This is a genomic window from Azospirillum picis (genome assembly GCF_017876115.1).
In the GTDB taxonomy this organism is placed as follows: domain Bacteria; phylum Pseudomonadota; class Alphaproteobacteria; order Azospirillales; family Azospirillaceae; genus Azospirillum; species Azospirillum picis.
This window is the reverse complement of sequence record NZ_JAGINO010000037.1, coordinates 26,364-50,799: the sequence shown is the minus strand read 5'-3', so window position 1 is coordinate 50,799 and position 24,436 is coordinate 26,364. Positions and strand designations below refer to the sequence as shown.

Below are 24,436 nucleotides of genomic sequence, written 5' to 3'. Positions count from 1 at the left end.
GGAGCGCCTGCCTGTCATCAGGCAGGCGCCACCCGATCAGGACGTGCGTATATGTCACCGACCGTGATCCGTCGATGAAGATGCGGTTAAAAAGCGGAGCTTGGCCATCAATGGCTTCGCGGTATTGCGGGCCGACACCCTCTTCAAGATTCCGGTTCGGTGCGTTGTCGGGCTTTCCGATCTGCTCCGCTGCCCACTTTCTACCGAGATACCGCTGTGTCGGTTCCCCGATGTAGCGGAACAGAAGATCACCGGTGGGCTCCGCCGACGATAGATAGACGCATCGCTTCAGCAGCCCTGTCGAGTTGAGCCACGCCACAAGCGACGGCGTAACCCCTTCCTGCTCGCACTTCCTGATGATTTCCAACTGCCAGTCTGCGGCGAAGCGCAAGGGTTGCCGATGGATTTCGACGTTCGCATCATCGTCCGGGCGCCTTTCCGGATCGCCCAACCCGGTGACGATCGCCGGGGCCGAGACAAGATCGCGACCAAGGCGAAGGATGGACGGCGAGCGGGCGCCGGAATCCGATAACACCGCAGTCATCCGACCCCCCGCATCTGGCGGTAAAATGACACCATCGAGCGATACACCATCGTGGCCGCATCGAGCGAAATGCCGGCTGCCTTTGCTCCGGCGGCCACAGCGGATGGAGCGGGTTCGTCGTCGACCACGGTCTTTCCGGCCAGTTCCATCAAAAGGTTGTCAACCTGATGACCGGCCACCGCCCTCGCCCGAACCTCCAACTGCTCGACCGCGGCGATCGTGCTGGTCAGCAGCCGGCGCTCCGGCGCCTCCGGATCGGCCGCTGTGTCATCGAGTAGGCGGAGCAGGACCTGCAGCTTGACCAGGATCCCGGACAGGCCGGCCGGCGCCGCGTCGGCGAGATCGAGCAGGGCCGACCAGGCCGCCCGGGTTGCCGCGAGGTCCTCGCCGCCGGCAGCGTCGACGTCGGCGACCAGGGCGAGCCAGCCGGCCTGCAGCTGCTGCAGGTCCTGGTCGGCGCCGGCAGGCAGCAGCGCCGCGGCGGCGCCGGCCTGCGCCAGATCCGCCAGGAGGTCGCGCACCGAGCCGACGGCCGCGATGCGCCAGACCTTGCCCGGGCCCTCGGCCTCCAGTGCCGCGAGCTCGACGGCGAGCACGCCGGCGGCATCGGCAAGGGTCCGCACCGGCAGCGCCGCCATGGAGGCCTCGCAGGCGGCGACCAGATCATCGGTGGCGGCGCCTGCGCGCAGCCCGCACACCAAGCGTCGCAGCGCCGCCCCGAACGCCGCCCCGCCCCTGCACTCGCCCCCGGTCATGTCGCACCCGCCATCCATTCGCTTCCTCGCATCCTGCCCCCGACATAAATACTTATGCGGGCTATTTCCTTCTGCCTTTTGCTACCTTAAGAACAGGCGGCGGGTTTGTCTCGCATCGAGATTCCCGCCTCTTGTTACAGGACTGCAACCAAGCATGCTCATGATGGTGCGCCCCGCCCTGCTCGCCCTCGCCCTGCTGACCGCCGCACCGGCGACAGCCGACACCCTGCGCATCGCCACCGAAGGCGCTTTCCCGCCGTGGAATGCCGTCGACGCCGGCGGGCAGCTGCAGGGGTTCGAGATCGACCTCGCCCGCGACCTGTGCCGGCGAATGGAAGCCGACTGCGACGTCGTGGCGCAGGATTGGGACGGCATCCTGCCCGGGCTGCAGCAGGGCAGGTACGATGCGGTGATGGCGGCGGTCTCTATCACGGCCGAGCGTGCCCGGGTGGTTGACTTCAGCACGGCCTATGCCGCGGATCTCGGCACCTTCGCGGTCCGGTCCGGATCACCCCTGGCGGCCGCCCTGCCCCAGCTCGACCGGATCGACCTGGCGGCACCGACGCCGGCGGCGGCCGAGGCGCTCGCGGCGATCGACCGCCTGCTCGCCGGCAAGCGGGTGGGAGTCCAGATCTCGACGACGCATGCCCGGGTGCTGGCGGAGCTTTTCCGGTCGGCGACGGTGCGGAGCTACGACACCGCCGACCACGCCGCTCTGGATCTGGCGGCCGGCCGGCTTGATGCGGTGCTGACCGCGCGCAGCAGCGTCGAGGCGATGGTCAAGGCCGGCCAGCCGATCGCGGCGGCCGGTCCGCTGATGGCGGGCGGGCCGCTCGGCCAGGGCGCGGCGGCCGCGGTGCGCAAGGGCGACCCACTGGCCGGGCGCTTGAGCGCGGCGATCGAGGCGGCCGGGCACGACGGCACGACGGCTGCACTGTCCCGCAAGTGGTTCGGGTTCGACTTGTCCCTGCCCCGCTAGAGCTGCTCGCGGGCCCATATCAAAAATTGCTGGCAGCGCTCCATTTCGCCGCGCAGCCAGTCGCGGTAGCCGTAGGAGACGCGGCTGATCGGCGCGGAGGGCTGGACGTGGCAGCCGCGCTTGCCGCAGCGCTCGCACCGAGCCCTGCGCGCGAGCATGATCAGCGAGATCTCCGGCCCGAGCTTGGCGATGATGTCGGAGATCCGAACCGCCTTGCGGTGCTCGCATTTGCGGCCGTCGGCGCGCCCGCCGACACACCAAAATTCAATGAACTCGGCGCCGGCCCGGCGCAGGGTCTCGATGCAGTCCGGCCCGTAGAGGATGGGCGGTTGGGCTTTGGGGCTCGGCTCCGGCATGAGAACAACAATAGAACGCCGTTTGCGCCCCGTCGAGGGCGCGAACGGCGTTCGCAAAAAGCAGCCCTGGGTGCATTGATTCCACATCTTGTGCGCATTCAAATCAACATGTAGGCGGTACCTTGTGGGTGTCGCCTACATGTTGTGGAGAGCCATCGCGGTAGCGGCAAGATGGGACACAAGATGTAGCGTGTTGCGCGGAAAAACGCACAACATGTGGTAAAGGGGCAAATTTAGCGTTTTTTCGGCGCCGCTTTTTCGGCTATAAACATCGGGTGGGGCGGGGCGGCGGATAGGCCGCCGCCCGTACCACAGCTGAGAAGGAGACTGAGGATGATTGAGCAAATCCTCAAACTCCTGGTCCTCACGCTGCAGCTGATCAAGGCAATCCTTGATCTGATGCAGTAAGGACCGGACCGGGTGGCGTGGGCTGGTACCCCACGCCACCGTGGTCCCTGCACAATATGTTCAACATGTTGGCAGTGGCAAGCCCTATTCTCGCTTTTCCGAGAGCGAGGAAAAGATAATATTCCTGTAACTCCAGACACTTAGTTTGAAATCTCGCCGTAAATTCCGAATTTTTACCGCGCATATTGCCTGACCGCCCTTCCGCGGCTACGGCTCACTCCGCCCGGTTCGGCCAGGGCCAGGGCCCCTCATACAGGACGCCTTCGGTGGGGAGCGCCCCGCCGATGTGGACGACCTCCAGGCGGAGGCCGGCGGCGAGGGCGCGGTCCGGATCCGGCGGTCGCGTGGCCGGCTTATGGCACGGCCGAGGGATTGAGGAGCAGCTCCGTCATCCAAAGCGGCCGCTTGACCGGCACCGGCGCCGACTGCTCCCCGCTGCGCAACCGATCGTGCGCCTCGGGGGACAGGCTGTGAATGGCTTCTCCCAGGAGCTTGCGGGCGGCGTCCTTGACATCCTCAAGGGACCCGAAGCTGGGAACGGTGACCGTCAGGCTCGGCCCGTTGGGCAGAGACCAGCGGACGGTCGATTTCCAGCCATCTTCGACCTTCACGACCTTGATCTCGGCCGGCTCCACGCGCAAGGCGGGGTGCAGGCGCCGGGCCAGGGCCCAGCGGGCCGCCCGAGCAATCGTCACCACCTCGGCCTCGCTGAGGGACTCTTTGGTATCCCAATCCAGGATCACCGGGGGGTGGGACACCGCACCCGTGAAAGCGACCGAGAATTTTGCAGCCGGCACCCACCACGTATCACGGCCATCGCGCTTTACAGTTTGGGTGACCTCTACTTCTTCAACAAGCTTGATGTCTTCGCTCACGACGCGCTCCAAAAGGCGTTACACCCGGACCATCAATTAACCCCTTCGGAGCATGGTTGCAATGAGACGCGGGTGGCTCCGTAACAGGTGGTTCCCTGTGGATGATATTCTCTCGTAGGGGGGCGGGCGCCCGTCGGCGCGACTCGTCCTTTGGCGAACGGCGTTCGCGGCCTCGGGGCCCTAGATGTTGAGTCAAGGGGAGACGATTCCTTCTCCAGGACCGCCCCACCCTGCCGGCGACAGGCGATAAATCCCCACCCCGGCTAAGCCCTTGATCCGTATGGCACAACCGGGGCACCGAAGGGACGATATGGAAAACCAAGCCATACAACCGCAAGCGAGGGGGGTGGGGCCGGCGCGGACAAGGCGAGGGTGCGGGATTCCCCCAGGCGCGCCGCGGCGCCCGGGCGCGCTATCTCTTGTGCCCATGACCGATGACACCAAGGCCGCCAGGACCGTCCGCCTCGCCGTCGACCTCACCGCCGCCCCGGTCCGCCGCGTCGTGCGCCTCAACGGCCGCCGCACCAGCGTCGCCCTGGAGCCCGTCATGTGGGAGGGGCTGGAGGCCATCGCCGCCCGCGAAGGCCTCGACAGCGTCGCCGCCCTGCTCTCCCACCTCGACCAGATCGCCCGCGGCCCGGATGGGAAGCCGCCGGTCAACCTCACCAGCGTCGTCCGCGTCTATGTCGCCGCCTACTACCGCGCCGCCGCCGAACCCGACGACGGAACGCTATAACGCTGTAACGCCAGCACGCCAGAACGCCAGCGTTACCGCACGCTGTTTCCCGTTGCGCAAAGCCCAAGGTCAGGCTTATAACGCCAGCACGCCATAACGCTGGCGTGCTGGCGTGCTGTCATGATGGCGTGCCAGCACGCGGTAACGCACCGCAGAGGGTCCAATGGCCATCATCGTTAGCTGTCTCTCACAGAAGGGCGGCGTCACCAAGACCACCATGGCACGGCTGCTCGCCCACGCCTACGCCTCGGCAGGGTGGCGGGTGAAGATCTGCGACTTCGACCTCAAACAGAAGACCGCCACCGAATGGGGCGCCCGTCGCATGGAGAACGGGCGAAAGCCCGAGATCGAGGTGCAGGGGTTCGCCGGCGTCCCGCAAGCACTCTCCCAGGCGGCGCACTACGACATGCTGGTCTGCGACGGTCGCGGCTTCGCCGACACCCTGACCTTGGAGCTCGCGCAGGCCTCGCACGCGATCTTCCTACCGTCCGGGCTGGCCAACGATGACCTTGCCCCAACGGTACGCCTCGCACATGAACTGAAGAAAGCAGGCGTGCCAGCACGCAAGCTTGCTGTCGTGCTGGCACGCACAGGAGACAGCGCCCGCGAGATCGACGACGCCCGGGATTACATCAGCCAAGCCGGCTACAAGGTCTTGTCCCGCACCCTGTCGGAGCGCCAAGGGTACCGGCTTGCTCACGATGCCGGGCGATCGGCGGGCGAGGCGACCCACTTCACCCTACGGATCGCTGCCAAGAACCTTGCCGACGAAATGGCCGAGCACATCACCGAGAACACGAAGGACGAAGCATGAGCATCCCCAAGCCCCCGCCTCGCAACCGCAAGGGCTCGCCGCCTGCAGAGACCGACGTGCCCCGCGCCCTGTTCGAGGAACCCGCCGCTCCGGCGCCGGCCGCCGCGCCAGTCGAGCCAAAGCGCAAGCGTGACACTCCGTTCAACTTCCGCGTCGAAAAGGACCTCGCACGCCGCTTCGGCCGCCGCGCCTTTGATCTGGAGGTCGACAACGTCGACCTGCTTGAGGCGATGGTCGACCTGTACCTTGATGACGATCGCCTTGCGGCCGAAGTCACCAGCCGCGTAGACCGCAAGCGCAAGGCGTGACAGCACGCCAGCACGCTTTAACGCAGGCGTTACGACGTGCTGGTCGGTAGATTCCCAACTTCGCACCACGCCGTCGATTCGGCCAACAGACCCGAACAGCCGGCGGTTTCGGTCGGTAGATTCCTCGGGATAAGTCCCGCCACCCCATCTTACGAGTTGGGAATCTACCGACCAGGGTTGGGAGTCTACCGACCACGACTCGCCAAAACCGGGGTTATCCCAGGGAATCTACCGACCAAGCAAATAAGAAGACTAATAGTTACAAATAGGTTGGTCGGTAGATTCCCATAGTCGGTAGATTCCCAATTGACCAGTTGCCAAACCGGCAGGCTAAATCCACCGATGATCGATGCTCGCGCCCTGATCCAGACCCACGGCCTCGACGCTGCAAAGCTGCTCGTCACCGACAAGCGCGACCGCCAGCGACTGGATATTGCTGCGGCCATGCTCGCCGAGACAGCGGATACCCTCGGTATTTGCCATGCGGGCTTTGCCTTGACGGCCCTGCCGCACAAAGAGACCAAGGAGACGCTTTGGCGCCGGGACGGTCACCGCGTCACGCTCCATGTCGAGAGCGGCCGGGAGCGTGACGGCTCGGCGATCGGCATTCCGTACGGCTCAAAAGCCCGGATGATCTTGATCTATCTGCAGACGCAGGCGGTCCGCCAACAGTCCCGCGAGGTGGAGCTTGGCCGCTCCATGCGGGCGTGGCTGACGGCCATGGGCATGGCCAACACCGGCGGTGCCACCTATCGCCTGGTGGCCGAACAGGCACGACGCATCGGCGCCTGCCGCCTTACGTTTTTCACGGACACCGCCGGCGGCGAGCTGCGCACCAACGGGTCTTTCGTCGAAAGCGAATTCAGCCTTGCCGGCGCGCTAAACGAGGCGCAGCCGATGCTTTGGCAGGAAACCGTTGTCCTGAACGAGGCCTTTTACCGCTCGCTGGTCGACCATCCCGTACCGGTATCGGAAACCGCCCTGCAGCACATCGGCAGCAAGAGCTTGGCGATCGACGTCTATATCTGGTTGGCCTACCGCCTCCATGTGCTGACCAAGCCGACGGCCGTTTCATGGCCCGCCCTGTTCGGGCAATTCGGCGCCGGCTTTGCCCTGCAGAAGCATTTCAAGCCGAGCTTTTCCGACGCCCTGCGCGATGCCCTTGCCGCCTATCCTGATGCCCGGGTTGAGGTGGAGGAGGGCGGTCTACTCCTCCACCCCAGCCGCCCGCCGATTGCCAAGCCCGCCGAGCGGCTCGGCCGTTACTGATTGGGAATCTACCGACCGCACGCGCGCAGCCTCGCCCGCTCGCGGCCATAGTCCTCGATCATCAGGGCCAGCACCGAGCCGACAGGCAGGCTGTCCAGCTCGTCAGCCGCCCGGGCTTGCTGTTCGCGGTTGTAGACCACAGGCACCGGGCAGACGCCGGTGTCAGAACCCGCTATCGCGCAGCCGGCGAGCGACAGCGTCGCGGCCGCGAGGAGCGGCAGCCGCTGCCTGATCCTGTGCATGCAGCACCTCCAAGGTCTTGGCGTTGATCTCGGCCACCGCCTCGGCCCGGCCGGCCCGGCGCTGCGCGCCGAGCAGCGAGGCGAGGGCGACCAGGCCGGCGGCCGCCCCCAGGACGTAAGGCGCACAGCGCGCCCACAGCGCCCCCAGCATCACAGCACCGCCTTTCGGGCATCATCCCGCCGGCGCCAGAGCATGTAGCCCACCACGGCCGCCAGGACGGCCGCCGCGACCCATCCCGCCGACAGGTTGAGGCCGAGGTCGGGCAGGCAGTCGACCAGATCACGCACGGCCCCGCTCGCCTCCCGTGCCTGCTGCGCGGCCGCGGTGACGCCGGCGATCGTCAGGCCGACGCCACCGGCCTGCACCGTGCGCGACTTTGCGAGCGGCTTCATCGCCGGCGCCTCCTCGACCGCCTGCGCCATCGGCGCCGCCAGGGCCGTCCGCCAGGGAGCGCCCTGGAACATCGCCACTTCGGCCGCACGGCGGGAGACCAGCCCGGGCAGCTGCGTCTTCTTGCCGTTGACCGTCGCATAGACCCAGCGGCCGAATTGCTCGGCGGCGCCGGCGGCGTCACCAACGTTCAGCCTCTTGAGCAGGGTCGAGCTCGTGAAGTTGCCGGCACCGAGGTTGAAAACGAAGCTGGTCAGGGCGACCGCCTGGTGCGGCGCCAGCGGCACCGTGACCAGGCGGTCGACCTGCGCCCGCGCCTCGGCAAGGTCGGCCTGCAGGTACTCCTCGGCCTTGGCCGCGGTGATCACCTGCCCGATGCGCACGCCCTTGGTGTGGCCATAACCGATGGTCGGCACGCCGGCGGGGCAGCGGTAGGCACTCAGGTGCAGGCCTTCGAAGTGGCGGACCAGATCCGCCAGGTCGGCCTCGGCGCGCGCCGGCGCCGCGATCGTCGTCTCAGACATACGATTGCTCCAGTTTGAAGGGGAGGGGAGGGACTGCGAACGGCGTTCGCAGCGTCAATGCGCCGTGAGCAGCGCCAGCAGCTTGGTCGCGGCCGCGCCGGCGGCGCCGCCCATCAGGGTCACGGCCGCCAGGAACCCGCGGCCGCGGTCGCGGGCGCCGCGGAGCTCCTTGACGTCTTTCTTCAGCTCGCCCACTGCGGTGAGCAGCTGCTCGACCGTGGCCGCGACGGTGTGCATTTGCGCGGTGGTTTCATCGGTCCTCGTGAAGAGGGCGCGCGACTGGCGCACCAGCTCCTCGACGCTCGCGTCGAGCCGGCCGAGCGAGCGGCTCAGATCGTCGACCGGCATGTTGATGGTCTCCATCTAAGAGGTCATGTGCGTAAGGCGACGGTGAGGACAGGGCCGAGGAGCAGGCCGTAGAGCCCCTCACCCCATTCCTGCGCCGTCCGGAAGCGCCAGGGCAGCGCCGGCATCACCATGGCCACCAGGTAGCCGGCAGGCATGGCCAAGCCACCCAGCACCACCCACAGCGGCGGCAGCAGTTGCGACGGTTGCAGGGCAATCGACAGGAAGGCCAAGCGCCCCATGCCGGCCAGCCACAGGTACCCGAGCTTCTGTGGCCGCGGGATCTTAGCGGTCCAGCTGGCCGGGTAGGCCGCGGACGTCTCCTCCAGGTTCTGCCCGGCGCTTTGTGGCAGCAGCACCATGCCGAGGGTGGCGGCCGCCCACACCCGGGCGAGCACCTCGATCGGCAGCGCCGGCGCCAGCCACCAGGCGACGCCGGCGACAGGCACACCCCATAGGAGCGCCCGCGCTCCTTGGGTACCGAGCCACGAATGCTCGGTACCGCGCTCCCGGCAGGCGAACAGCAGGACGATCGACACGGCGGTCGCGGCGATCGCGTTGTCGACCAGGACACGGACGACCGCAGCCGCCGGAACGGCAAGCGCGGTCAGCCAGCCGGCGAGCGCCGGCCAGAGATCAAAGATCATAATGCCTCCGGATATGACAAAGGCGCCTTATGGGCGCCTGATCGGTCAGAGTTGGAGTGTTGTCTCGCCGGCTATTGGGCGGGCCAAGCCACCGGGAAAACTGCGTCAATCGCCAGAGCGTCGCCGGCGACCCGCGCCCGCTCCACCCGCACCAAGGCACCGCGTCGCGCGCCCTCGATCCTGGCATTGATTGCTGTCCATTGCGCCGCCGTCGCGGCGACGTCGCCGGCGACCTGATCGACGGGCACGCCAAGCGCCGCGGCCTCGGAATCGAGGTAGGGAAACGGCCCGTCACCGCCGGCGATGAAGCGGTCAGCCTCGGCCTGTTTGGCGAGGTAGGTTCCTTCCTGGCCGGTGGTGACAGTGATGTATTTCGCCCGCTCGGCGCCGGCCTCGCTGTTGATCCGCTCGACAGCCGCCGCCGCGGCCTGGTCGGCACGAGCGGCAAGCTCGCTTGCCGAAAGCCGCCGTTCCTGCCACCTCGGCCGCGCCTCTGTCGCCTCCAAAATCCAGCCGGCCCGCTCTACCACATGCCCAGCAGGAGATTCCGGAGCGGCGGCATCGACCACCAGCAGATAGCCGGTGTCGGGATAGCCTCGGTCGGTCAGGTCAGCCAGCTCGGCTGGCGACAGGTTGAGTGCGGTCAGCCAGTCGGGCAGCGGGACCGGCGATCCGATGCGCGGCGTCCGCTCGGGCAAGGTGATTTGTAGGTACATGGGGGCCTCCGTCATGTTGGGCCAAAATACCGGACCGCGGCGAAGGGGGTCACCGTGCGCACACCGCTGAGACCCCACCACCACTTACTGGACGGGATGCTGGCCGCGTCATAACCGGACCAGTTTTCCGTGAATATTCCCGTTACTGTGCCGCTGGTGCCGTTATTCATGTTCCCGTTAAAATATGCGTCTGTGCCACCTGTTGCGGTGAAGCCGGCTACAGTAACAGTGCGGGAAACGCTGGTGGTGTCGTAATTGATCTGATCGGAAGTGACACATGCCAACCTCCTTATGCCAAGTCCCGCGATGCCGCCTCTGCCGTAGCTCGAACCGGCTTGTTGATCGAGGCCAGTCTGGCCGCAGCCGAAGAATTCGTAGATGCCTGCCGTGGGCGGGGACCACGTGCCCACGCCAAGCAGGAAGAACAACATGCCTACAGGGGGCTTGGCGCCCCCATCCTGCTTGCTGGCTGCCGGAAGCCCGACCAATTGCGGGGCTCGCGGTAGCCCGGTCAGAAAGTCCTGCGCCATCAGCGGAGCGCCACTTCGGCCATGATGTCCAATCGCGCCGGCAAAGCCGACAGCGCAGCCACCAGGGCGACGATCAACGCGCTGTTTTGCCCCAATTCCCAACCCGTATCTGGCAGGCTGGCTGTCGCCGGGTCCTGCGTCCCGCCCATGAGCGGGACAGCCGGGGTGGCGTCGGCATTGCCAGCCGAGGGAGCGATGGCCCGGCGGGTGCGCTGGGAGACCCGGAACAGGCGAGCGCCGGCTGGCAGTGCGGCGTCGGACGTGAAGGGCGCGCCATTAACCGTCAGCGTCGTGGCGGTGACAGCGGTGATGACGGTCAGCAGGCCCGTGTTGGCTTGCGTCGCCGATCCCACGTTACGAGCGGCAGGCGGGCCGAACAGCATGAAGGCATTGCCTACTGTCCATCCATCGGCGATGAAGCTGCCGGTCTGCCGGGTGACGGTGCTGGCGGTCAGCGCCATCGTGCCGGTATTGCTCAAGTCCTGTGTGGTCAGGCGCTCGCCGATGTAGATCAGCAGCGACTTGGCCACGCTGTCCGAGCTGGACACGCTGCCGCCAATGACACGCCCGCCACCCTGGCGGATGCGCTGTCGGACGGCGTTTTCGCCGGGCAGAGCCACCTCTCCGGCAATCGCCGCGGCAACGCCAGCCGGCAGGCAATCCACCACGATCTTCGCGGCCGTGCCATTGCCGGCGGTCAGGTTTTCCGTGGGGAAGCCATATTCCAGAGGGGTATTCAGGATGCTGGACATAGGACGAAATCCTCAGAGCTTGTTGCCGACTTGGCCGAGCGCGGCCATGCGGGCGAGTTGATCCAGGCGGTAGGAGAGGCCAGCAGTGGGGTCGTTGTTGGGGGGAGGCAGGGCCCGGGGCGCCGCGAGCTGCTCACGACCGTTGATCTGTTGCGTGATGATGCCGGCCTCGGCCGACGTGCCGATCAGCAGCGTGTCGCCGTGCAGGGAAACGGCTTTGATGTTGTCGTTGGAGATGGCGCCGAGTTCACGAACGGACACGTTGTCCAAGAACATCGTCTGACCGCTCGCCGGCGTGCCGACGAAGCCTTGCTCAACGGTAATGGAGGACTGTGTTGGCGTAATTGCCGCAATCACGTCCACCATGGAAGTTGAAGAGGTATCAACAGAAATCAGGACTGTGGCAGTAGCTCCGTCTCGTACTCGCAGCCGCGAAACCGGAGCGGTGCCGACACGATGTTGACCACAAAAGAGGTACGTCTTCCCAGGAGTAACCGAAATTGTTTGGAACATTGGATATCCGGCAACGCCGCTAGACACACTCCGCAATTCACCACTGACCGCGGAATATGAACCTGCGCCTGCCGAACCGACAGACCATCCGGACGAGGTGGTGTCAAATCTGCCATTAGTGACCAGTTCCGATCCAACCGCCACACCCGCCGCGTCCTTGTAATCGATCCGCCGCAGCCCGGCGAACACGCTCACGCCGTCGCCGGTCGCCACAGCCAGTTTGCCGGTGGCATCGTCGAAAGACAGGGACTGCACGGCGTTGGACGTGCCTCCCAGGAAGGCTTTGGCGCCCTGGTCGAAATACCCCCGCTCGTCGGCGTACATCTTGGCGATCTGCGCCGGGCTGGGAGCGTAGGCACCAATGCCTACCATGGCGATTTTGCCGTCCCAATCACCAGATCCCGGCGTCAGGCAGCCAACTCTCAAGACTGCGCCCGGAATAGACAGGTCCGTGCTGTTGGGGGCCGAGTAGACCGGGGTGCCGTCCGCCCATAGCTCCAGCACGCCGGCACGCCGGCAGAGGATCGCCTGTCGGAAGTTGGCGCCGTTCAGCGGAGCAGTGGACACAAAAGCGAGCGTTCCGCCGGACACCGGGGTGACGACGGCTGCAAAATTGCCCGCGCCATCCGTACCGACTGCAAAGCCCTTACCATTCGGATCAAGGATCGAGAGGAAGCGGTCCACAAGCCCGCCGGCACTCACCCAAGCCCGGACATAGAAATCTCCCGTCCCGAAGTTCAGATCCGGGTTACCTGCCGGCTGCTCCAGGGAGTTGTTGGCGTTAAAGCCGGACCACGCGACCACGTCACCGCCGTTGACGGCATTGCGCTGCAAGGTGCCGTTGACGATCAGCCCTTTACCGCGATAGCTGCGGTCAGGGGTGGCGAGGCGGCAGGACACGTTGTCATAGTCGGTGTACTGGCCCGAGACTGTCGTCGTGAACAGCCGCACCACCGACTGTGTTGTGGTGGCTTGGAAGGTAATGGCGCTCGATGCCGAGGTAGATGTACCGGTTGCCGCAGGGGCAAGCTGCGCAGACTGATCCGCGTTGGTCACGTCGACATAGTAGTAATTGACGTTCCCAGCCACGTAATCGAACGAAAGCGTGTAGGTTTGGCCGGGCGTGGTGCTGAAGGTGCGGTAAGCCCCCGCCCCGGAGGTACCCGGTGACGTTACGCGCAGGCGCCCCGATACCACAGAAAGCGCCGCTCCGTTGCGGGCCGTCCATCCGCTGGTGTCAGTGTCAAAACCACCATTCGCGATAAGCTCGCCCGACTTGACAGACACGTTATCCGCTCGGAACGATAGCCCGGCGGGCGCAGATGCGTTGCCCTCGTAGAACCGTAAACTTACGGAGCCAGAAGAAATAGTGGTAAAGGTTGTCGAAACCATTACAGTCCCGGTAGTGGATTGCGTCAGTGAAGTGACGCTGGATACAGGCGCTCCGGCTATTTGCAGCACAGGAGATGATCTGCCGCTGACCTTTTCCAGTTCTACGCTGACCGTGTACGTCAAACCGGAGGAAACTGCGATGGTCGTGACGGCTGCCGGAGCACCACTGCTCGCGGTTGCTGTAACCTCCAGCTTCCCGCCAACAGATGCAATGATGGCGTTTTCTGCGGTCCACCCACTGGTGTCCGTCGTAAACGTGCCATTGCTGACCAGCTCCGTCGAGCCGGTGATCGCGCCCGTCGCGCCATCGCAGAGCCACGCCCCGCGAATGTCGCCCGGCATCCAGCCTGTGGCGTAGGAGGTGGTGGCATAGGCCACCATGCCGTTGGCCGGAGTGGTGATGTCTTCGGATAGGAAGGTTAGGCCAGACGTTTGACCAAGGGCGCCAGGAGAAACTGTACTAACGAAGGAGTTAGCGATGTTTCGGATAGAACTAGTTCCACCGTCAATGTAGTATTGCCGCCATGCCGACTCAGTCATGTCGGAGGTCGGAACTGGACCGTAAAACACAGCTCCCTGAGAAGTGCGAGAGCAGGCTATGCGGTTGTCGGAGATAAACGCTACCTTCGAGTATCCACTTGCGTAGGTGATGTCCCAGACGTTCCCATCGTGCCGGATCACCGACACACCGCCGGCAGTTGCCACCGCGACAGTCGGCACAGGGAGACCGGCAGCATCCAGCGGGGCGCCTGGGAGGACGCGGCAGTCGAGGCCGTTGACGTTGGCGTTCACAATGCCTTGAGCGCCGGTTACGATTGTTTCGGCCACCGAGACGTTACGCGTGCCGATGCCCTGCCCGGCTTGGCGGAGCGATGCCCCGCTCGCAAACCTTCGGGTAATCAGGTCGGCTGTAAAGCAAACGTCGTATAGACCCGCGCCGGCCGTCCCTGCGGTGCCGATGTAAATGTGCCCGTTTTTCGCGGTGACGCAGGATGCCGGGTAGCTTCCTGGGCCGAAATTCAGACCGGAGCTATTGCCGACCACCATCCACATCCGCGGCGCGCCGTTGGCATCAAGGTCAAGCGCATCGTAGATCGTGAGCTTGGTCTGCTCCGCGACGATCAGCGCAACTACCGGGAATTTCCGCCGGGCGCCCCTGTTCGCCGTGTTCAGCAGCTCGTTTTCCCAGCTGGTCCAGCCGCAGCGGTCAATCCAGGCGCCGCCATCGGTGTCCTGCCGGGTGTCGTAGACACAGCAGTCCACGAGCGTCGTGGCGGCCAGCACCTGCTTGGACAGGGCCGCGATGACGACATTCGAGGCCGAGCCCACCCACTGCTGCGCCTGCGTCGCATAGCCGGCGGCCGCGCTACGAGCAGCTTCGGTTCCGGCTAACGCCGTCTGCGCCGCCCCCCTATCCCCTGCTGCGGCAGAGGCACTAGCCGCCGCTGCCGCAGCTGCTGACTGCCCATCAGCTAGCGCCTGCTGCGCCGCAGCCAGAAACTGCTGCAGCAAGCCAGATCCATCCTCCATTGCCGCTTGTGCCGTTTCAGCGGCCACCGCAGGCACTGCCTCGATCTCGTCGGCGACAGCGCCGAACAGGTCCTCGAATGGGGTGCGATAGTCCTCATACTTGCCATACTTGGCGAGCAGCGCCTGCAGCGCCGCCCTCACAGGGGTTGTTGCCATCCCACCAGCTCCTGAATTTCGATGGCCGACGACAGCCGCCGACCGCGGCTGCCGCGCGTGCGGATGTTCGTGGTCGGCACGCCGTGAATGATGGTCCGCGCCTGCGGCTTGTCGGCGCGGCCGGGGAAAAGGACGACGACCAGGTCGGCCGACCGGGCGACGTCGCGCGCCAGGTCATCCCACCAGCTGAACGCCTCGCTCTCCGCCAGCCCGGGCAGGGTCAGCCGCCAGAGGCGGTATTTGACCCGGGAGCGGCTGTTGATGAAGAGATCGCCGTTCGGCTGCAGGTGCTCGGCCGCGTCCACCCACTCCCATTCGTAGTCGAGTGCGAAGTTACGTTCCGGTTGGCGACCGAGGCCGGCGAATAGCCGGCCAACCTGCACCGTGCCGCCGGCCTGGCGGTCGAGATCGACGCGCAGGTACCGGGCGGCGCGCGGCGCCGGCAGGGTGACCAACGCGTTGCCCGGCGCGCCGGCCGAGGCCTGCTGCGGTGCCCCGCCGAGATTGATGCCAAACGGGCCGAAGCCGAACGGCGTGTTGGTCTCCCAGGGCGGTACGGTCCGATCGTCGATCGGGTCGGTGAGGCCCTCGTCGTTGCCGACGCGGATCCGCAGCCCGTCCGAGACCCCGAGATTGTGCGCCAGGACCATGACGTGACTGAGCGGTACAGGACTGCCGAAATCGGCCTGCAAATGCTCGATCGGGCCCGCCCCGCGCCAGAACTCCGACGGCCGGAGCGACTGCACACAGGACGGGTCGAGCGCCACCCCCTCATCGGACACCGCCGATCTCGACGCGGTGACGGTCGCCTTGTCGACCAGGTTGTCGAACAGGAACAGGCAATGATCAGCGCGCGCCATCGGTCACAACCAGCGACGGAGCGTCACGGTCTGCCGCCCCTCGCTGTCCTCTTCCAAGCGCAGGATCAGCCCGGCGCCGGCATCGATGCCGTGGGCGGGCAGGGACAGCCACGCCTGACCGGCGATGTCGGCTGTCGAAAGGTCGGCCGTGGTCGGCACGTCGATATCCTCCGTCTCTACACCGTAGAAATTCGCCATCGCGGCCGCCAAAGCCTCGGCCGCCGCGCGATCGTCGAGGCCGCTGTCGATCTCCAGCGGCTCGGCCAGCGGGTGGCGGTCGGCCGACGGCGTCGCCTGGCGCACGCTGCGCCACAGCTCGGCCCCGAACGCCTTGTTGTCCGCCGGGGCATTTGCCGCCATGCGGTCGGGGGTGATGGCTCCGCCGGCATTGAGCCGATAGCGCACAACGATCTCGCTCGGCGGCACTGCATCCGGTTTCCAGGTCGGTCCGTTCTCAGGGTCGACGGCGGCGGCCAGGATGCGCGCGCCGATCGCCGGATCGGTCGCCACCGTCGCCGCCGGGCGCGCCAGCTTGTAGGGGGTGACCACCCCGTTACGCCGGGTTCGGACCCCGCCCATGAAGCTGGCGCAGATGCGGTCGCAGAGATCGCGGCAGGTGGTCGACTCATCGACCGGCCAGCCCATCACCGCCGTGGCGCCGAGGGTGGCGAACGCGGCGTGATCGAGGCCTTCCACCCCGGCCCGCGCCAGTACCGCCGCCAACAGCGGGCCGGCGGTGCTGGCGCCGCCGGCGAAGCCGCTGCGGGCACTCACCCGCAGCTGATGGATCGGCTCGCCGCCGTACCACAGCACGCCGGCCGCCTTGTCGACCCACCATTTGCCCTGAGCCGGCGGATAGGCCGTGGCGGCCGAGATCGGGTTGCAGCCGTCGAGGACCTCCAGCACCTCGGCGACACCGTTGACCGGGTCGAGGTGCCAGCACGTCACATTCGGATCAGGACGGTATGGCTCCATCCAGCGCACCACGCCGATGAACTGCGGCTTCACCTTGCCCTTGGCCGTGGCCGGCCCCTCCAGCCCGCCGGTGCCGGCATAGGTCGGGGTGGCGAAGCGCGCGGTCAGCAGCTGCTGCGGGTCGGCGGTCGGCACCGTGACCTGACTGCTGCCCCAGCTGTTGTCGCCGCGCAGCTGGCCGCTCTGCAGCAGCTGGTAGGCGGCGTACGGGTCGCCGTCGCGGCCGCGCAGCGTCCGCACCGCCCGGCCGTCCCACAGGCACCGGCGCCACAGCGCAAAGCGGCCGGAGCGGTGCAGGTCGTCGTCCACCTTGAAGCTGAAGCCGCCGGCGACGGCGAGAGACACCCCGCCGAGCAGGGTGTCGCCGTAGGCCTGCCAGCTCATCCGGTAAGCGATGTCGAGCCGACCGTCATAGCGGCGGTTCGGCGCGTCCGGATCGTCGGCCGGGAAGGTGATGGTCCGGGTGCCGAGGCGCAGCGGCACGGGATCGCCGGTCAGGCGGGCCTCCGGCTCCGCCTCCACCAGCCACACCACGGCGCCGCTCACCGTTTGATCACCGCCTCGAAGCGGCCGTACGCCGCCGCGCGCGCCTGCTGCCGGTTGCCCTGCTGCAGGGCCGTCCACACGTTTTGCATCACGTCGATCATCTCCTCAAAGCGATCGGCAAGGGCGCGGTGGCCGCTGCCGATGGCATCGACGATGCGGGCGACGCCGCCGCCATCGTCGGCCGTGGTGGACGTCGCCATCCGGCCCTCACCCCAGACCGACGGCCGCAGGCCGCGGTTGAGCGCCCGGATGCCATCGGCGCCGCCGAGCCCGGCGGTTGCCGCCGCGGTCAGCACGCCCTCGCCGCCGGCCAGCTTGACCGGCCGGCCGTTGGCGTAATAGGCGAGCACCGAATCCCGCCCATACACGCCGTTGCCGATCACGCCGCCGGTCTCGTAGGTCTCAATCGACCAGTTGCCGTCGGGGTGCTGCACCCACTTGTATTGATGCCCAGCCTCGCCACGGTACTCCCCGGGCCCGGCGTTGCTGGCCGGGACGCTCGCCCCCGCCTTGCCGTCCCGGATCTGCGTCAGGATCTCGGTCTGCTTGACCATCTCCTGATACTGCCGGTCGCCGGTATCGGCGGCGGTGGCCTGCTCGGCCGCCACCCGCTGCCAGACGGCGAGGATTTGCGCCCGCTCGGCGTAATAGGCGTCATTGCCGCCGTTCGCCCGCGCCGACAGCTCCATCAATGTCTGCCCGAGCTCGCCGATCTTTTGCGCCAGGTCGGCCTGCTCCGCACCGGTGGCACCATTGTAGCGGGTGAGCAGGTCGGCCCATTGCGCCTCGGCCTCCGTCAACCCGGTGCCGGCATCGACCCCCGGCCCCGAGATCAGGCTCTGCGAACGCCGTTCGGTCAGCGCTTGACTGACCTCACGCGCCCGCTGCGCCGCCGTTCGCAAGGCGTCGGCCTCGGTTTTGAGCGCCTCGATCCTGGCGGTCTGCTCCTCCTTCGTCTTGTCGGCCGCCTCCTGTGTCGCCTGCATCGAGCGGGCGAGCTCGCCGAAGCTGCCGGTCAGCAGCCCGGCAGCCGTTTTGAGCTCATCGGAATCGAGTCCGCGTAGCACCGACTTGGCCTGCTCGGTGATCAGCTCCGTCGCCTTGGCGGCGGCGTCCGCCACGCCGACGGCGGCGAGGTTGCGGCGCACCGTCTCCTCGCTGTCGGCGATGGTGGTGAGACTGTTCAGCCAATCCATCCCCTTGGCGCTGTTGAGCTGCTCCTGATAGCTCTGCAGCGCCGCCGTGCGCCGCTGCTCGGCCTTCGCCGCGGCGTCTGCCCGCACCTCGGCCTCGGTGATCGAGAGGTTCCAGCGCTTGACCGCCTCGACCGTCGCCTCGGTCTGCGCCGCATACTGCGCCTCGGCGATTTCGACGCTGGTGAAGCTCTGCCCGGCCGACAGGAAGGTCGAGCGCAGCTGGTGCTCCAGGATCGAGCGGTAATTGTCGCCGAGCCCGAGCCCCTGCGCCCGTTCGAGCTCGGCGTCGACCGCCTTGTATTGCGAGGCCTGCGCCTCCTTCGCCCGGGCGGCGACACCGGCGAGCGACTGGTCGAGATCCTTCAGGCCGGCAGTCGCGTCGGCGATGCTCTTGCCGAGCGCGACGTCCTTCATGAACTCGTTGATGTCTTTCGACGTCGAGTTCTGAACAGCCTTCAGGACCTCATCCGAGGCCTCGATTAGCCCTTGGCTAACGTTGTAGCGGAAGCCGGCGATCACCGCCTCATCGAGGGTGTCGTAAGAGCCGGCGAGCTGCCCACCGGCGCCGCCTTCGCGCACGCGGTATCGGTCATCCTTGGCCTCGACGGCGACCCCGAATTCGCCGGCCGTCCTGCCGCCAAGGATCGTCACGAACTGTCTGGTCGCCGCGTCGATCGACGACAACAGCTCTTTCGCCTGCTGCTCATCCCCCTCGTTGTCGGTCGCCGAGGCGGCATAGGTCTGGTCGGAATTGTTGTACTGCACGGCGGCCGCAGCCGCGGGCGGACCCCGATCCTTTCCGAACAACCCGCCCAACAATTGGCCAGCGATGGCCACGAATGGGGCCGCGACCTGCAGCCCCGGGATGAAGCTCATCACCGCGGCGGCGGTCTGACCGATGCCGGCAACCGTGTTGCCGTTGGCGAAATTCATGATGGCGCCGATGCCGTAGCCGGCACCGCCCAGCATGTCGCCGTAAGTGACCCCGCCGGCATCGGCCGCATAGCCCAGCTGCCCGACGTCGTCGATCCCGGCCATCATTTCCGCCGTCGGCGCGCTGCCGCCATAGGCGGTGGTGTTGAGCCAATTGGACGCGCTGGTGATGCCGCCGCCGAGCTGGCGGTCGAGCCAGCCGCCGGAGGCCTGACTGAAGACGTTGCCGACGGTGAGCCCGCCGCTGCCCTGCCCCATCAGCCCGGAGCCGCTTTGCCCCACGGGGACATAGCTCTGCCCGCCGATGGTGACCGGCGGCGATTGGCCACCACCGGCGCCGGACACCGCTCCGACCAACGGCGTGATCACCGGCAACACCAGTTTCTGCCCGGCCATGTCGAGGGCGGCATTGATCAGGAAACGCCGGAGCCCCTTTCGCGCCGCGTCCCACAGGTCGTCGAAGGCCTTTCCGCCGCTCTTGGTCGCCTCGGTCAGGCCGTCGACAATGTAACCGCGAACGTCGTTCCAATAGCCCTTGGCGGTCTCGGCAATCCGCTGCATCGCCTGCGCCGCCTGCTGCTGCTGCGCCTGCGCGACCGCGGTGTCGACGTAGAGCTGCCGCTGCTCGGCGGACAAGCTGTTGCCGTACTTCTTGAGGTCGTTGATCGCCGTCAGCCGGGCGATTTCCACCGCTTTGGCCTCCGTCGACAGGTCCTGCAGCGCCAGCTCCTGACGGGCCAGATCAAGCGCATCCTGGCGGGCGGCGATCGTCCGGTTGACCTCGCGCTGCCGGGTGAGGTCCTGCTCGCGCTTGAGCAGGTCGTCATAGGCGAGGATCTCGCGTTCGGCGAGATCGAGGAAGACGCCGCCGCCGGCGACCCGGGCGGCGGCGAGCTTCTCCTCGGCGAAGGCGGCCGCCTTGACCTGCAGCTCGACGTCGGCCTCGGCGGCCGCGCCATCACGGGCCGCCGCCGCCACCTGCGCCAGGCCGTCGGCCCGCTTGGTCAGCGACGCCACTTCCTGCGCCCCGCCCTGCAGGGTCTCGGCCGCCTTGCGTTCGAGCAGGGCACGGCGCAGGGCATCCTCGGCGACCGTGCTGTCGCTGAGCGCCTTCTTGTGCGCCTCGTTCGCCGCCGCCTGCTGCATCGCCGCGTCAACGCCTTCCAGCGTCGCCGCAGCCAGAGCAAGCGCACCGCGCGCCTCGGCATCGGAGACGGCGACCAGGTCCTTTTTGCTCGCCTTTCCCTGGTTCTCCTCGCGGATCAGCGCGACCTTGGCGTCGCGCTCCTTCTCGATCGCCTGCACCGTCTGGGTGATGACGCCGGCGTTCGAGCCGTCCTCACGGGCAAGCTGCCGGGTGGCGGTGACCAGGCGGCTTGCTTCATCGCGCACCGCCTTGATCCGCTCGGCCTCATCCCCCTTGCTCGGCATTTCGAGCAGCTTGGCCGCACGCTGCGCCGCGATCGCCTCGGCCTGCGCCACCTGCGCGGCGACGGCGTCGGCGTTGGAGCCGTCCTTGTTGCGCAGGTTGCCGATCTTGGTCCGGGTGGTCTCAAGCTCGCTGTTGATGCGCTTGAGCCGCTCCACCGCCGACGGCGGTACCAGCTGTTCGAAGGCCTGCGACTGGTCACGGGTGATGCCGGCGAGCAGCTCGGCGTTGCGATCGCGCTCGGCCCGGCCGGCGCCATCGTCGGCCGCCGGCTTGTCCGCCGGCGGCGCCTCGGCGATCTTCGCGCGGATCGCCTCGACACGCTGCGTCATGACAGCGACGCTGTTCTCGGCCGCCTGCAGCATGTCGAATGCCATCATGCCGCCGTCGGTCTCGTACGACTTGGTGGCGGTGGCAAGGTCGGCCTGCGCCTTTTCGAGCCGCTTGGTCGCCCGCTCAAGCTGCGTCTCCAACGGCAGCGTGCCGAGGTGGCCGACGAGATTCTCATTGAAATCGGCAACCCAATCCCCGAACGGAATCGATGGGATCAGGCTGGAAATGATCGAGCCGACTTCGCGCGCCTTGATGCCGAGCTCGCCGAGACCGGCGCCGATCGCCTCCTTCAAGTGCGTCCAGCTATCGGACAGGCGCTTGTTCGCCCGCTCGGTCTCGTCCATCGCCTCGGCGGCGTGGTGCGTCTGGTCGTTGACCGCGGCGAGGATGACGCCGTGCGCGCCCACCCGGTCATTCAGCGCCTCGAACGAGCGGATCGCCTCGCGCTGCTGATAGTCGAGACGGATGTCGGCCGCCTCGAGCGCCGACGTCGCCGTGAGCGGGGCGTCGAGTGCGGTGGCGAGGGCTTTGGACGCGGCGGCCGCATCGCCCTTCATGTAGCTGGTCAGGTTCTGCAGGGCCTTGAGCGCAGGCTGGAATGTCTCCGCGGTCAGGCTGCGCACGCCGGTCAGGCTTTCGGCCATGCCGGTGATCTGGATCGCCGATTGGCGGGTGAGGCCTTCCTGCGCGAGCGCAAGCGCCTGGATCTGCGTCGCGGTCAGGCCGGCGGTGTAGCCGGTGCGGGTCAGCCGATCGGCGAGACTGGCGTTGGCCTGCTCCAGCTCGTCGGCCGCATGCACCGACTTGCCGGCAATCTCGATCAGGCCGGCGACCGCGGCAACATAGAGGTTGATGCGGGTGGCCAGCGTGAGAATCCCGCTTGCCATGCCCAGGCCAAGCCCTTCCAGGGCGTAGCGCGCGATCGAGATCTTGGCCTGATGCTCGGCAAAGCCGACAAGGGCTTGGCTGGCCGAGTTCTGCGCCTCGGCGGTCTGTTCCAGCTCGGCCCGGTAATCCTCGGTGGCGCCGCGCAGGCGCTCCATATGGGTCAAGACATTGTCGATGACGGCGCCACCGGCCCAGGTCACCAGGGCATAGCCGAACAGCTTGACCATCGACACGCTGTTGTCGACGGCCGCCGCGGTCGAACCGGCCGATTCTGCCAGGATATCCAGGCTGTCGGCGGCGCGCGCCACGCCCGAGGCACCCTGCGCCACCACGGCCATGCCCTCGCCGACGGTGGCCAGGCCGGTGCCGGCCGTCGTCCCGGCCTGGCCGACGGCGACAAGCGCGGTCGAGGCCTTGCCGGCCTGGTCGGTCAGCAGCTGCACATTGCCGGCCTGCACCACCACCAGCCGGTCGAGCGATCCCATGGCCTGCCCGAGGGCCGCGGCGTCGCCGGTCGCCGCCTGTGCTCCGGCCGACAGCGCCAGCAGACCGCCGCCGGCGGCGCGCGCGCCGGTATCGACCGCCTTGATCTGCGCCGCGGTGGCGGAGACCGCCGGCGCGGTGCCGGCCAGGGTGTTGAGCGCGGTCGAGGTCTCGGCCGCCATGGTGCGAACGCCGTTCGCGACCGAGGCCGAGGCCGAGGCCACGCGCGCGCCGCCCTCGGCGACGCCGTCGAGCACCTTGGCGGCCGACGACAGGCGATCGAGCGCGGTCTGGCCGTCGGCCGCCATGCGCTCCAGCTGCTGGCGCAGCTCGTCAACGCCCTGGCCACGGACCTGAAACAGATACTCACGCATCGCCTATCCCTCGGAAAACTGGTCATCCCCGCCGGCGAACGCGGCATCGAGATCGAGCCGCCGCGGCAGGCGCGCCTGTGGCGTCAGCACGAACATCAGCACCCCCTGCGCCGCCCGGCCGGCGGCGACGCGGCGGCTGGTGGCGCTGCGGTAGCCCTTGCCGGACAGGGCCGGCGTCAGGAAATCCATGTAGAGGAGGCCGCTGCGCCCATCGCGGCTCGGCACCAGGCGCAGGGCCCGGCCATACATTGCTTCGACTTCGCCCGGGGTCATGCGGCGGTGCCCGCCCCGGCCGGAGCGTGGGACGCTGGGGGTGGGGATCGCCAGCCAGAAGCCGTCGGCGCTGCGGATCGTCACGCCCTCGGCCCAGGCCGAAATCGCCGCATGGGCCCGGGCGCCGCGGGCGATCACCATGCCCGCCGGATCGAGGCTGATGCCGACGCGGGGGTAATAGACGCTGCCGACCATCGAGGCGGCATTGGTGCCGGGGAAGGCGGCCGACAGCTGCGCCCGCAGCCGCTCGGCCGCCCCGTCGACCAGCTCGTGCACACTGGCCGTCACCCCGGCGGCGAGGTCCTGCTTGACCTCGCCCACCCATTCACGGAAATCGCCGTCGCCCATTGCGGGTCTCCTCAGAACTCGCCGAGGTCCCCCGAGGGAATCGAGCGCTCGGCGGCATCCATGATGTCGAGGGCTGCCAGGACGATCGCCGGCTGGTCGTAGAGCCCGCCGGCGAACGGCAGCGTCGGGTGGCCGGGCAGGTCGGCGACGCTGCCCATGCCGGCGACGACGCCGCGGCGGCCGCGCCAGGCCATCCATAGCTCAAGCAATGCCTCCTCCTCCGGCCCCACCAGATGCGCCGGGTGCACCCGGAGCTCGGGGAGGCCGATGAAGGGGAGGCGCCAGGGATCGGCCTCTAGGGGGTCGTCGGGGGTGGCGCACTCGCCGCCGTCGAAGAGTCGGGGCCGGAGGGCCCAGACGACGGCGAGACGGAGTTTTTTGCGGTGTCCTCCGACGGCTGGATCGCCGCGCGAACCGCCCATCCCACCCGCTCGAAATCACGGTCGGACAGCGCGTCGACCGCACTCTGCAGCAGGTCGGTGCCGGCCGGCCGGGCCGGGAAGGCGAACGGCCCGTTGTCCCAGCCGTCGGCGAGCAGCTGCCAGCTCGCCAACCCCCAGAGCGCCACGAACACCTGCTCGGCGGCGTAGGAGGCGGCAAAGCGGCGGCAGGCCGGGGTGTCGGCCCGGGTGAGGACGCCGGCGATCTCGGCGAGGTCGACCTCGCCGCGCTGCATCTCCTCATGCGCCCGCACGAAGGCCTCCGTCTGCTCCGGAGTGACCCCGACCGTCAGGGTGGTGCCGAGCTCCCAAAAGGCGGTGATGCGCGCGACCTGCGCGTCGACCCGCTCGACCAGGGCCGCCTCGCTCTCCGGCTGCAGGCCGATCGAGCCGATCGCCTCCTTCATCAGCCGGGCGAGCTCCAGCGGCCCGGCCGAGCGGGCGCCGAGCGACAGCGTCTTGACCCGCAGCTGCGTTCGCTCGAAGGCATTCGGCACATGCAGCTTGTAGACGCGGCCGGGGAAATCGGCGGAGGGGACCAGGATCGGCTCCCCCGCCTTGCGCAAGACTTTCATG

At 67.6% G+C, this 24,436-nt stretch carries 24 protein-coding genes; 5 read left to right on the top strand and 19 right to left on the bottom strand.

Features of this window, described 5'->3' with window-relative positions; genetic code table 11:
• Together J2850_RS30145 and J2850_RS30140 are read right to left on the bottom strand one after the other, a co-directional pair.
• A partial coding sequence (locus tag J2850_RS30145) for a hypothetical protein (RefSeq protein ID WP_209990884.1) occupies window positions 1–544 on the bottom strand: 544 nt, incomplete at its 3' end.
• A complete protein-coding gene (locus J2850_RS30140; RefSeq protein WP_209990882.1) occupies window positions 541–1,299 on the bottom strand; it encodes a hypothetical protein in 759 nt (252 codons plus the stop codon). The genes J2850_RS30140 and J2850_RS30145, both read right to left, overlap by 4 nt.
• A gap of 154 nt (window positions 1,300–1,453) precedes the next feature.
• Here J2850_RS30140 and J2850_RS30135 point away from each other — a divergent pair, with 154 nt between their 5' ends.
• Window positions 1,454–2,278 carry a transporter substrate-binding domain-containing protein gene (locus J2850_RS30135; RefSeq protein WP_209990880.1) on the top strand — a complete coding sequence of 275 codons (825 nt, stop codon included), beginning with the start codon at window positions 1,454–1,456 and terminating at the stop codon, window positions 2,276–2,278.
• On the opposite strand, the gene J2850_RS30130 is transcribed toward J2850_RS30135, so the two are convergent.
• A complete protein-coding gene (locus tag J2850_RS30130) occupies window positions 2,275–2,634 on the bottom strand; it encodes a hypothetical protein (protein ID WP_209990877.1) in 360 nt (119 codons plus the stop codon). The genes J2850_RS30135 and J2850_RS30130 overlap by 4 nt on opposite strands.
• 761 nt (window positions 2,635–3,395) lie before the next feature.
• Window positions 3,396–3,917: a hypothetical protein gene (locus J2850_RS30125; protein ID WP_209990876.1), complete on the bottom strand. Its 522-nt coding sequence runs from the start codon at window positions 3,915–3,917 to the stop codon at window positions 3,396–3,398.
• Between the two features lie 427 nt (window positions 3,918–4,344).
• Between J2850_RS30125 and J2850_RS30120 the strand changes: the two genes are divergently transcribed.
• The 4 genes from J2850_RS30120 (at window position 4,345) to J2850_RS30105 (ending at window position 7,044) form a co-directional block, all read left to right on the top strand.
• Window positions 4,345–4,653, top strand: a complete 309-nt coding sequence (locus J2850_RS30120; protein ID WP_209990874.1) for a ribbon-helix-helix domain-containing protein — start codon at window positions 4,345–4,347, stop codon at window positions 4,651–4,653.
• A gap of 163 nt (window positions 4,654–4,816) precedes the next feature.
• Entirely contained in the window at window positions 4,817–5,467 is a 651-nt protein-coding gene (locus J2850_RS30115; RefSeq protein WP_209990872.1) for a ParA family protein, read from the top strand.
• Complete coding sequence (locus tag J2850_RS30110; RefSeq protein ID WP_209990869.1) at window positions 5,464–5,775, top strand: hypothetical protein; 312 nt, start codon at window positions 5,464–5,466, stop codon at window positions 5,773–5,775. Before J2850_RS30115 ends, J2850_RS30110 begins: the two co-directional genes overlap by 4 nt.
• 342 nt (window positions 5,776–6,117) lie before the next feature.
• On the top strand, window positions 6,118–7,044 hold the full coding sequence (locus tag J2850_RS30105; protein ID WP_209990867.1) for a replication protein RepA: 927 nt from the start codon (window positions 6,118–6,120) through the stop codon (window positions 7,042–7,044).
• A gap of 8 nt (window positions 7,045–7,052) precedes the next feature.
• On the opposite strand, the gene J2850_RS30100 is transcribed toward J2850_RS30105, so the two are convergent.
• The 15 genes from J2850_RS30100 to J2850_RS30030 form a co-directional block, all read right to left on the bottom strand.
• Window positions 7,053–7,190, bottom strand: coding sequence for a hypothetical protein (locus J2850_RS30100; RefSeq protein WP_209990865.1), 138 nt, complete (start codon window positions 7,188–7,190; stop codon window positions 7,053–7,055).
• A gap of 16 nt (window positions 7,191–7,206) precedes the next feature.
• Window positions 7,207–7,437 (bottom strand): hypothetical protein, encoded by a 231-nt coding sequence (locus J2850_RS30095; protein WP_209990863.1) that lies wholly within the window; start codon window positions 7,435–7,437, stop codon window positions 7,207–7,209.
• Window positions 7,437–8,201 carry a lysozyme gene (locus J2850_RS32285; protein ID WP_209990861.1) on the bottom strand — a complete coding sequence of 255 codons (765 nt, stop codon included), beginning with the start codon at window positions 8,199–8,201 and terminating at the stop codon, window positions 7,437–7,439. The genes J2850_RS30095 and J2850_RS32285 overlap by 1 nt, the downstream gene beginning before the upstream one ends.
• A gap of 54 nt (window positions 8,202–8,255) precedes the next feature.
• A complete protein-coding gene (locus J2850_RS30085) occupies window positions 8,256–8,564 on the bottom strand; it encodes a hypothetical protein (RefSeq protein WP_209990860.1) in 309 nt (102 codons plus the stop codon).
• Between the two features lie 8 nt (window positions 8,565–8,572).
• The gene (locus J2850_RS30080) at window positions 8,573–9,193 is read right to left on the bottom strand and encodes a hypothetical protein (RefSeq protein ID WP_209990857.1); all 621 of its coding nucleotides are present in this window, start codon (window positions 9,191–9,193) and stop codon (window positions 8,573–8,575) included.
• A gap of 71 nt (window positions 9,194–9,264) precedes the next feature.
• Window positions 9,265–9,909, bottom strand: a complete 645-nt coding sequence (locus J2850_RS30075; protein ID WP_209990855.1) for a hypothetical protein — start codon at window positions 9,907–9,909, stop codon at window positions 9,265–9,267.
• Window positions 9,910–9,920: 11 nt separating this feature from the next.
• Window positions 9,921–10,439, bottom strand: coding sequence for a hypothetical protein (locus tag J2850_RS30070; protein ID WP_209990853.1), 519 nt, complete (start codon window positions 10,437–10,439; stop codon window positions 9,921–9,923).
• A complete protein-coding gene (locus J2850_RS30065) occupies window positions 10,439–11,191 on the bottom strand; it encodes a hypothetical protein (protein WP_209990851.1) in 753 nt (250 codons plus the stop codon). The genes J2850_RS30070 and J2850_RS30065 overlap by 1 nt, the downstream gene beginning before the upstream one ends.
• Window positions 11,192–11,203: 12 nt before the next feature.
• Window positions 11,204–14,782 carry a LamG-like jellyroll fold domain-containing protein gene (locus J2850_RS30060; RefSeq protein WP_209990849.1) on the bottom strand — a complete coding sequence of 1,193 codons (3,579 nt, stop codon included), beginning with the start codon at window positions 14,780–14,782 and terminating at the stop codon, window positions 11,204–11,206.
• Window positions 14,764–15,642 carry a hypothetical protein gene (locus tag J2850_RS30055; protein ID WP_209990847.1) on the bottom strand — a complete coding sequence of 293 codons (879 nt, stop codon included), beginning with the start codon at window positions 15,640–15,642 and terminating at the stop codon, window positions 14,764–14,766. Before J2850_RS30055 ends, J2850_RS30060 begins: the two co-directional genes overlap by 19 nt.
• Window positions 15,643–15,645: 3 nt before the next feature.
• Window positions 15,646–17,163 carry a hypothetical protein gene (locus J2850_RS30050; RefSeq protein WP_209990846.1) on the bottom strand — a complete coding sequence of 506 codons (1,518 nt, stop codon included), beginning with the start codon at window positions 17,161–17,163 and terminating at the stop codon, window positions 15,646–15,648.
• Window positions 17,160–22,799 (bottom strand): hypothetical protein, encoded by a 5,640-nt coding sequence (locus tag J2850_RS30045; RefSeq protein WP_209990844.1) that lies wholly within the window; start codon window positions 22,797–22,799, stop codon window positions 17,160–17,162. The genes J2850_RS30050 and J2850_RS30045 overlap by 4 nt, the downstream gene beginning before the upstream one ends.
• A 3-nt stretch (window positions 22,800–22,802) precedes the next feature.
• Complete coding sequence (locus tag J2850_RS30040; RefSeq protein ID WP_209990842.1) at window positions 22,803–23,420, bottom strand: DUF6441 family protein; 618 nt, start codon at window positions 23,418–23,420, stop codon at window positions 22,803–22,805.
• A gap of 11 nt (window positions 23,421–23,431) precedes the next feature.
• Window positions 23,432–23,668 (bottom strand): hypothetical protein, encoded by a 237-nt coding sequence (locus J2850_RS30035; protein WP_209990840.1) that lies wholly within the window; start codon window positions 23,666–23,668, stop codon window positions 23,432–23,434.
• 47 nt (window positions 23,669–23,715) lie between these two features.
• Window positions 23,716–24,435 carry a hypothetical protein gene (locus J2850_RS30030; RefSeq protein WP_209990838.1) on the bottom strand — a complete coding sequence of 240 codons (720 nt, stop codon included), beginning with the start codon at window positions 24,433–24,435 and terminating at the stop codon, window positions 23,716–23,718.
• Window position 24,436: the final 1 nt, after the last annotated feature.

Excerpts from the sequence above, each read along its gene's own strand:
- J2850_RS30065 (WP_209990851.1), bottom strand. The coding sequence starts at position 11,191 with ATGTCCAGCATCCTGAATACCCCTCTGGAATATGGCTTCCCCACGGAA.
- J2850_RS30110 (WP_209990869.1), top strand. The coding sequence starts at position 5,464 with ATGAGCATCCCCAAGCCCCCGCCTCGCAACCGCAAGGGCTCGCCGCCT.
- J2850_RS30135 (WP_209990880.1), top strand. The coding sequence starts at position 1,454 with ATGCTCATGATGGTGCGCCCCGCCCTGCTCGCCCTCGCCCTGCTGACC.
- J2850_RS32285 (WP_209990861.1), bottom strand. The coding sequence starts at position 8,201 with ATGTCTGAGACGACGATCGCGGCGCCGGCGCGCGCCGAGGCCGACCTG.
- J2850_RS30140 (WP_209990882.1), bottom strand. The coding sequence starts at position 1,299 with ATGACCGGGGGCGAGTGCAGGGGCGGGGCGGCGTTCGGGGCGGCGCTG.
- J2850_RS30115 (WP_209990872.1), top strand. The coding sequence starts at position 4,817 with ATGGCCATCATCGTTAGCTGTCTCTCACAGAAGGGCGGCGTCACCAAG.
- J2850_RS30080 (WP_209990857.1), bottom strand. The coding sequence starts at position 9,193 with ATGATCTTTGATCTCTGGCCGGCGCTCGCCGGCTGGCTGACCGCGCTT.
- J2850_RS30040 (WP_209990842.1), bottom strand. The coding sequence starts at position 23,420 with ATGGGCGACGGCGATTTCCGTGAATGGGTGGGCGAGGTCAAGCAGGAC.
- J2850_RS30105 (WP_209990867.1), top strand. The coding sequence starts at position 6,118 with ATGATCGATGCTCGCGCCCTGATCCAGACCCACGGCCTCGACGCTGCA.
- J2850_RS30095 (WP_209990863.1), bottom strand. The coding sequence starts at position 7,437 with ATGCTGGGGGCGCTGTGGGCGCGCTGTGCGCCTTACGTCCTGGGGGCG.
- J2850_RS30060 (WP_209990849.1), bottom strand. The coding sequence starts at position 14,782 with ATGGCAACAACCCCTGTGAGGGCGGCGCTGCAGGCGCTGCTCGCCAAG.
- J2850_RS30030 (WP_209990838.1), bottom strand. The coding sequence starts at position 24,435 with ATGAAAGTCTTGCGCAAGGCGGGGGAGCCGATCCTGGTCCCCTCCGCC.
- J2850_RS30045 (WP_209990844.1), bottom strand. The coding sequence starts at position 22,799 with ATGCGTGAGTATCTGTTTCAGGTCCGTGGCCAGGGCGTTGACGAGCTG.
- J2850_RS30130 (WP_209990877.1), bottom strand. The coding sequence starts at position 2,634 with ATGCCGGAGCCGAGCCCCAAAGCCCAACCGCCCATCCTCTACGGGCCG.
- J2850_RS30070 (WP_209990853.1), bottom strand. The coding sequence starts at position 10,439 with ATGGCGCAGGACTTTCTGACCGGGCTACCGCGAGCCCCGCAATTGGTC.
- J2850_RS30055 (WP_209990847.1), bottom strand. The coding sequence starts at position 15,642 with ATGGCGCGCGCTGATCATTGCCTGTTCCTGTTCGACAACCTGGTCGAC.
- J2850_RS30120 (WP_209990874.1), top strand. The coding sequence starts at position 4,345 with ATGACCGATGACACCAAGGCCGCCAGGACCGTCCGCCTCGCCGTCGAC.
- J2850_RS30075 (WP_209990855.1), bottom strand. The coding sequence starts at position 9,909 with ATGTACCTACAAATCACCTTGCCCGAGCGGACGCCGCGCATCGGATCG.
- J2850_RS30085 (WP_209990860.1), bottom strand. The coding sequence starts at position 8,564 with ATGGAGACCATCAACATGCCGGTCGACGATCTGAGCCGCTCGCTCGGC.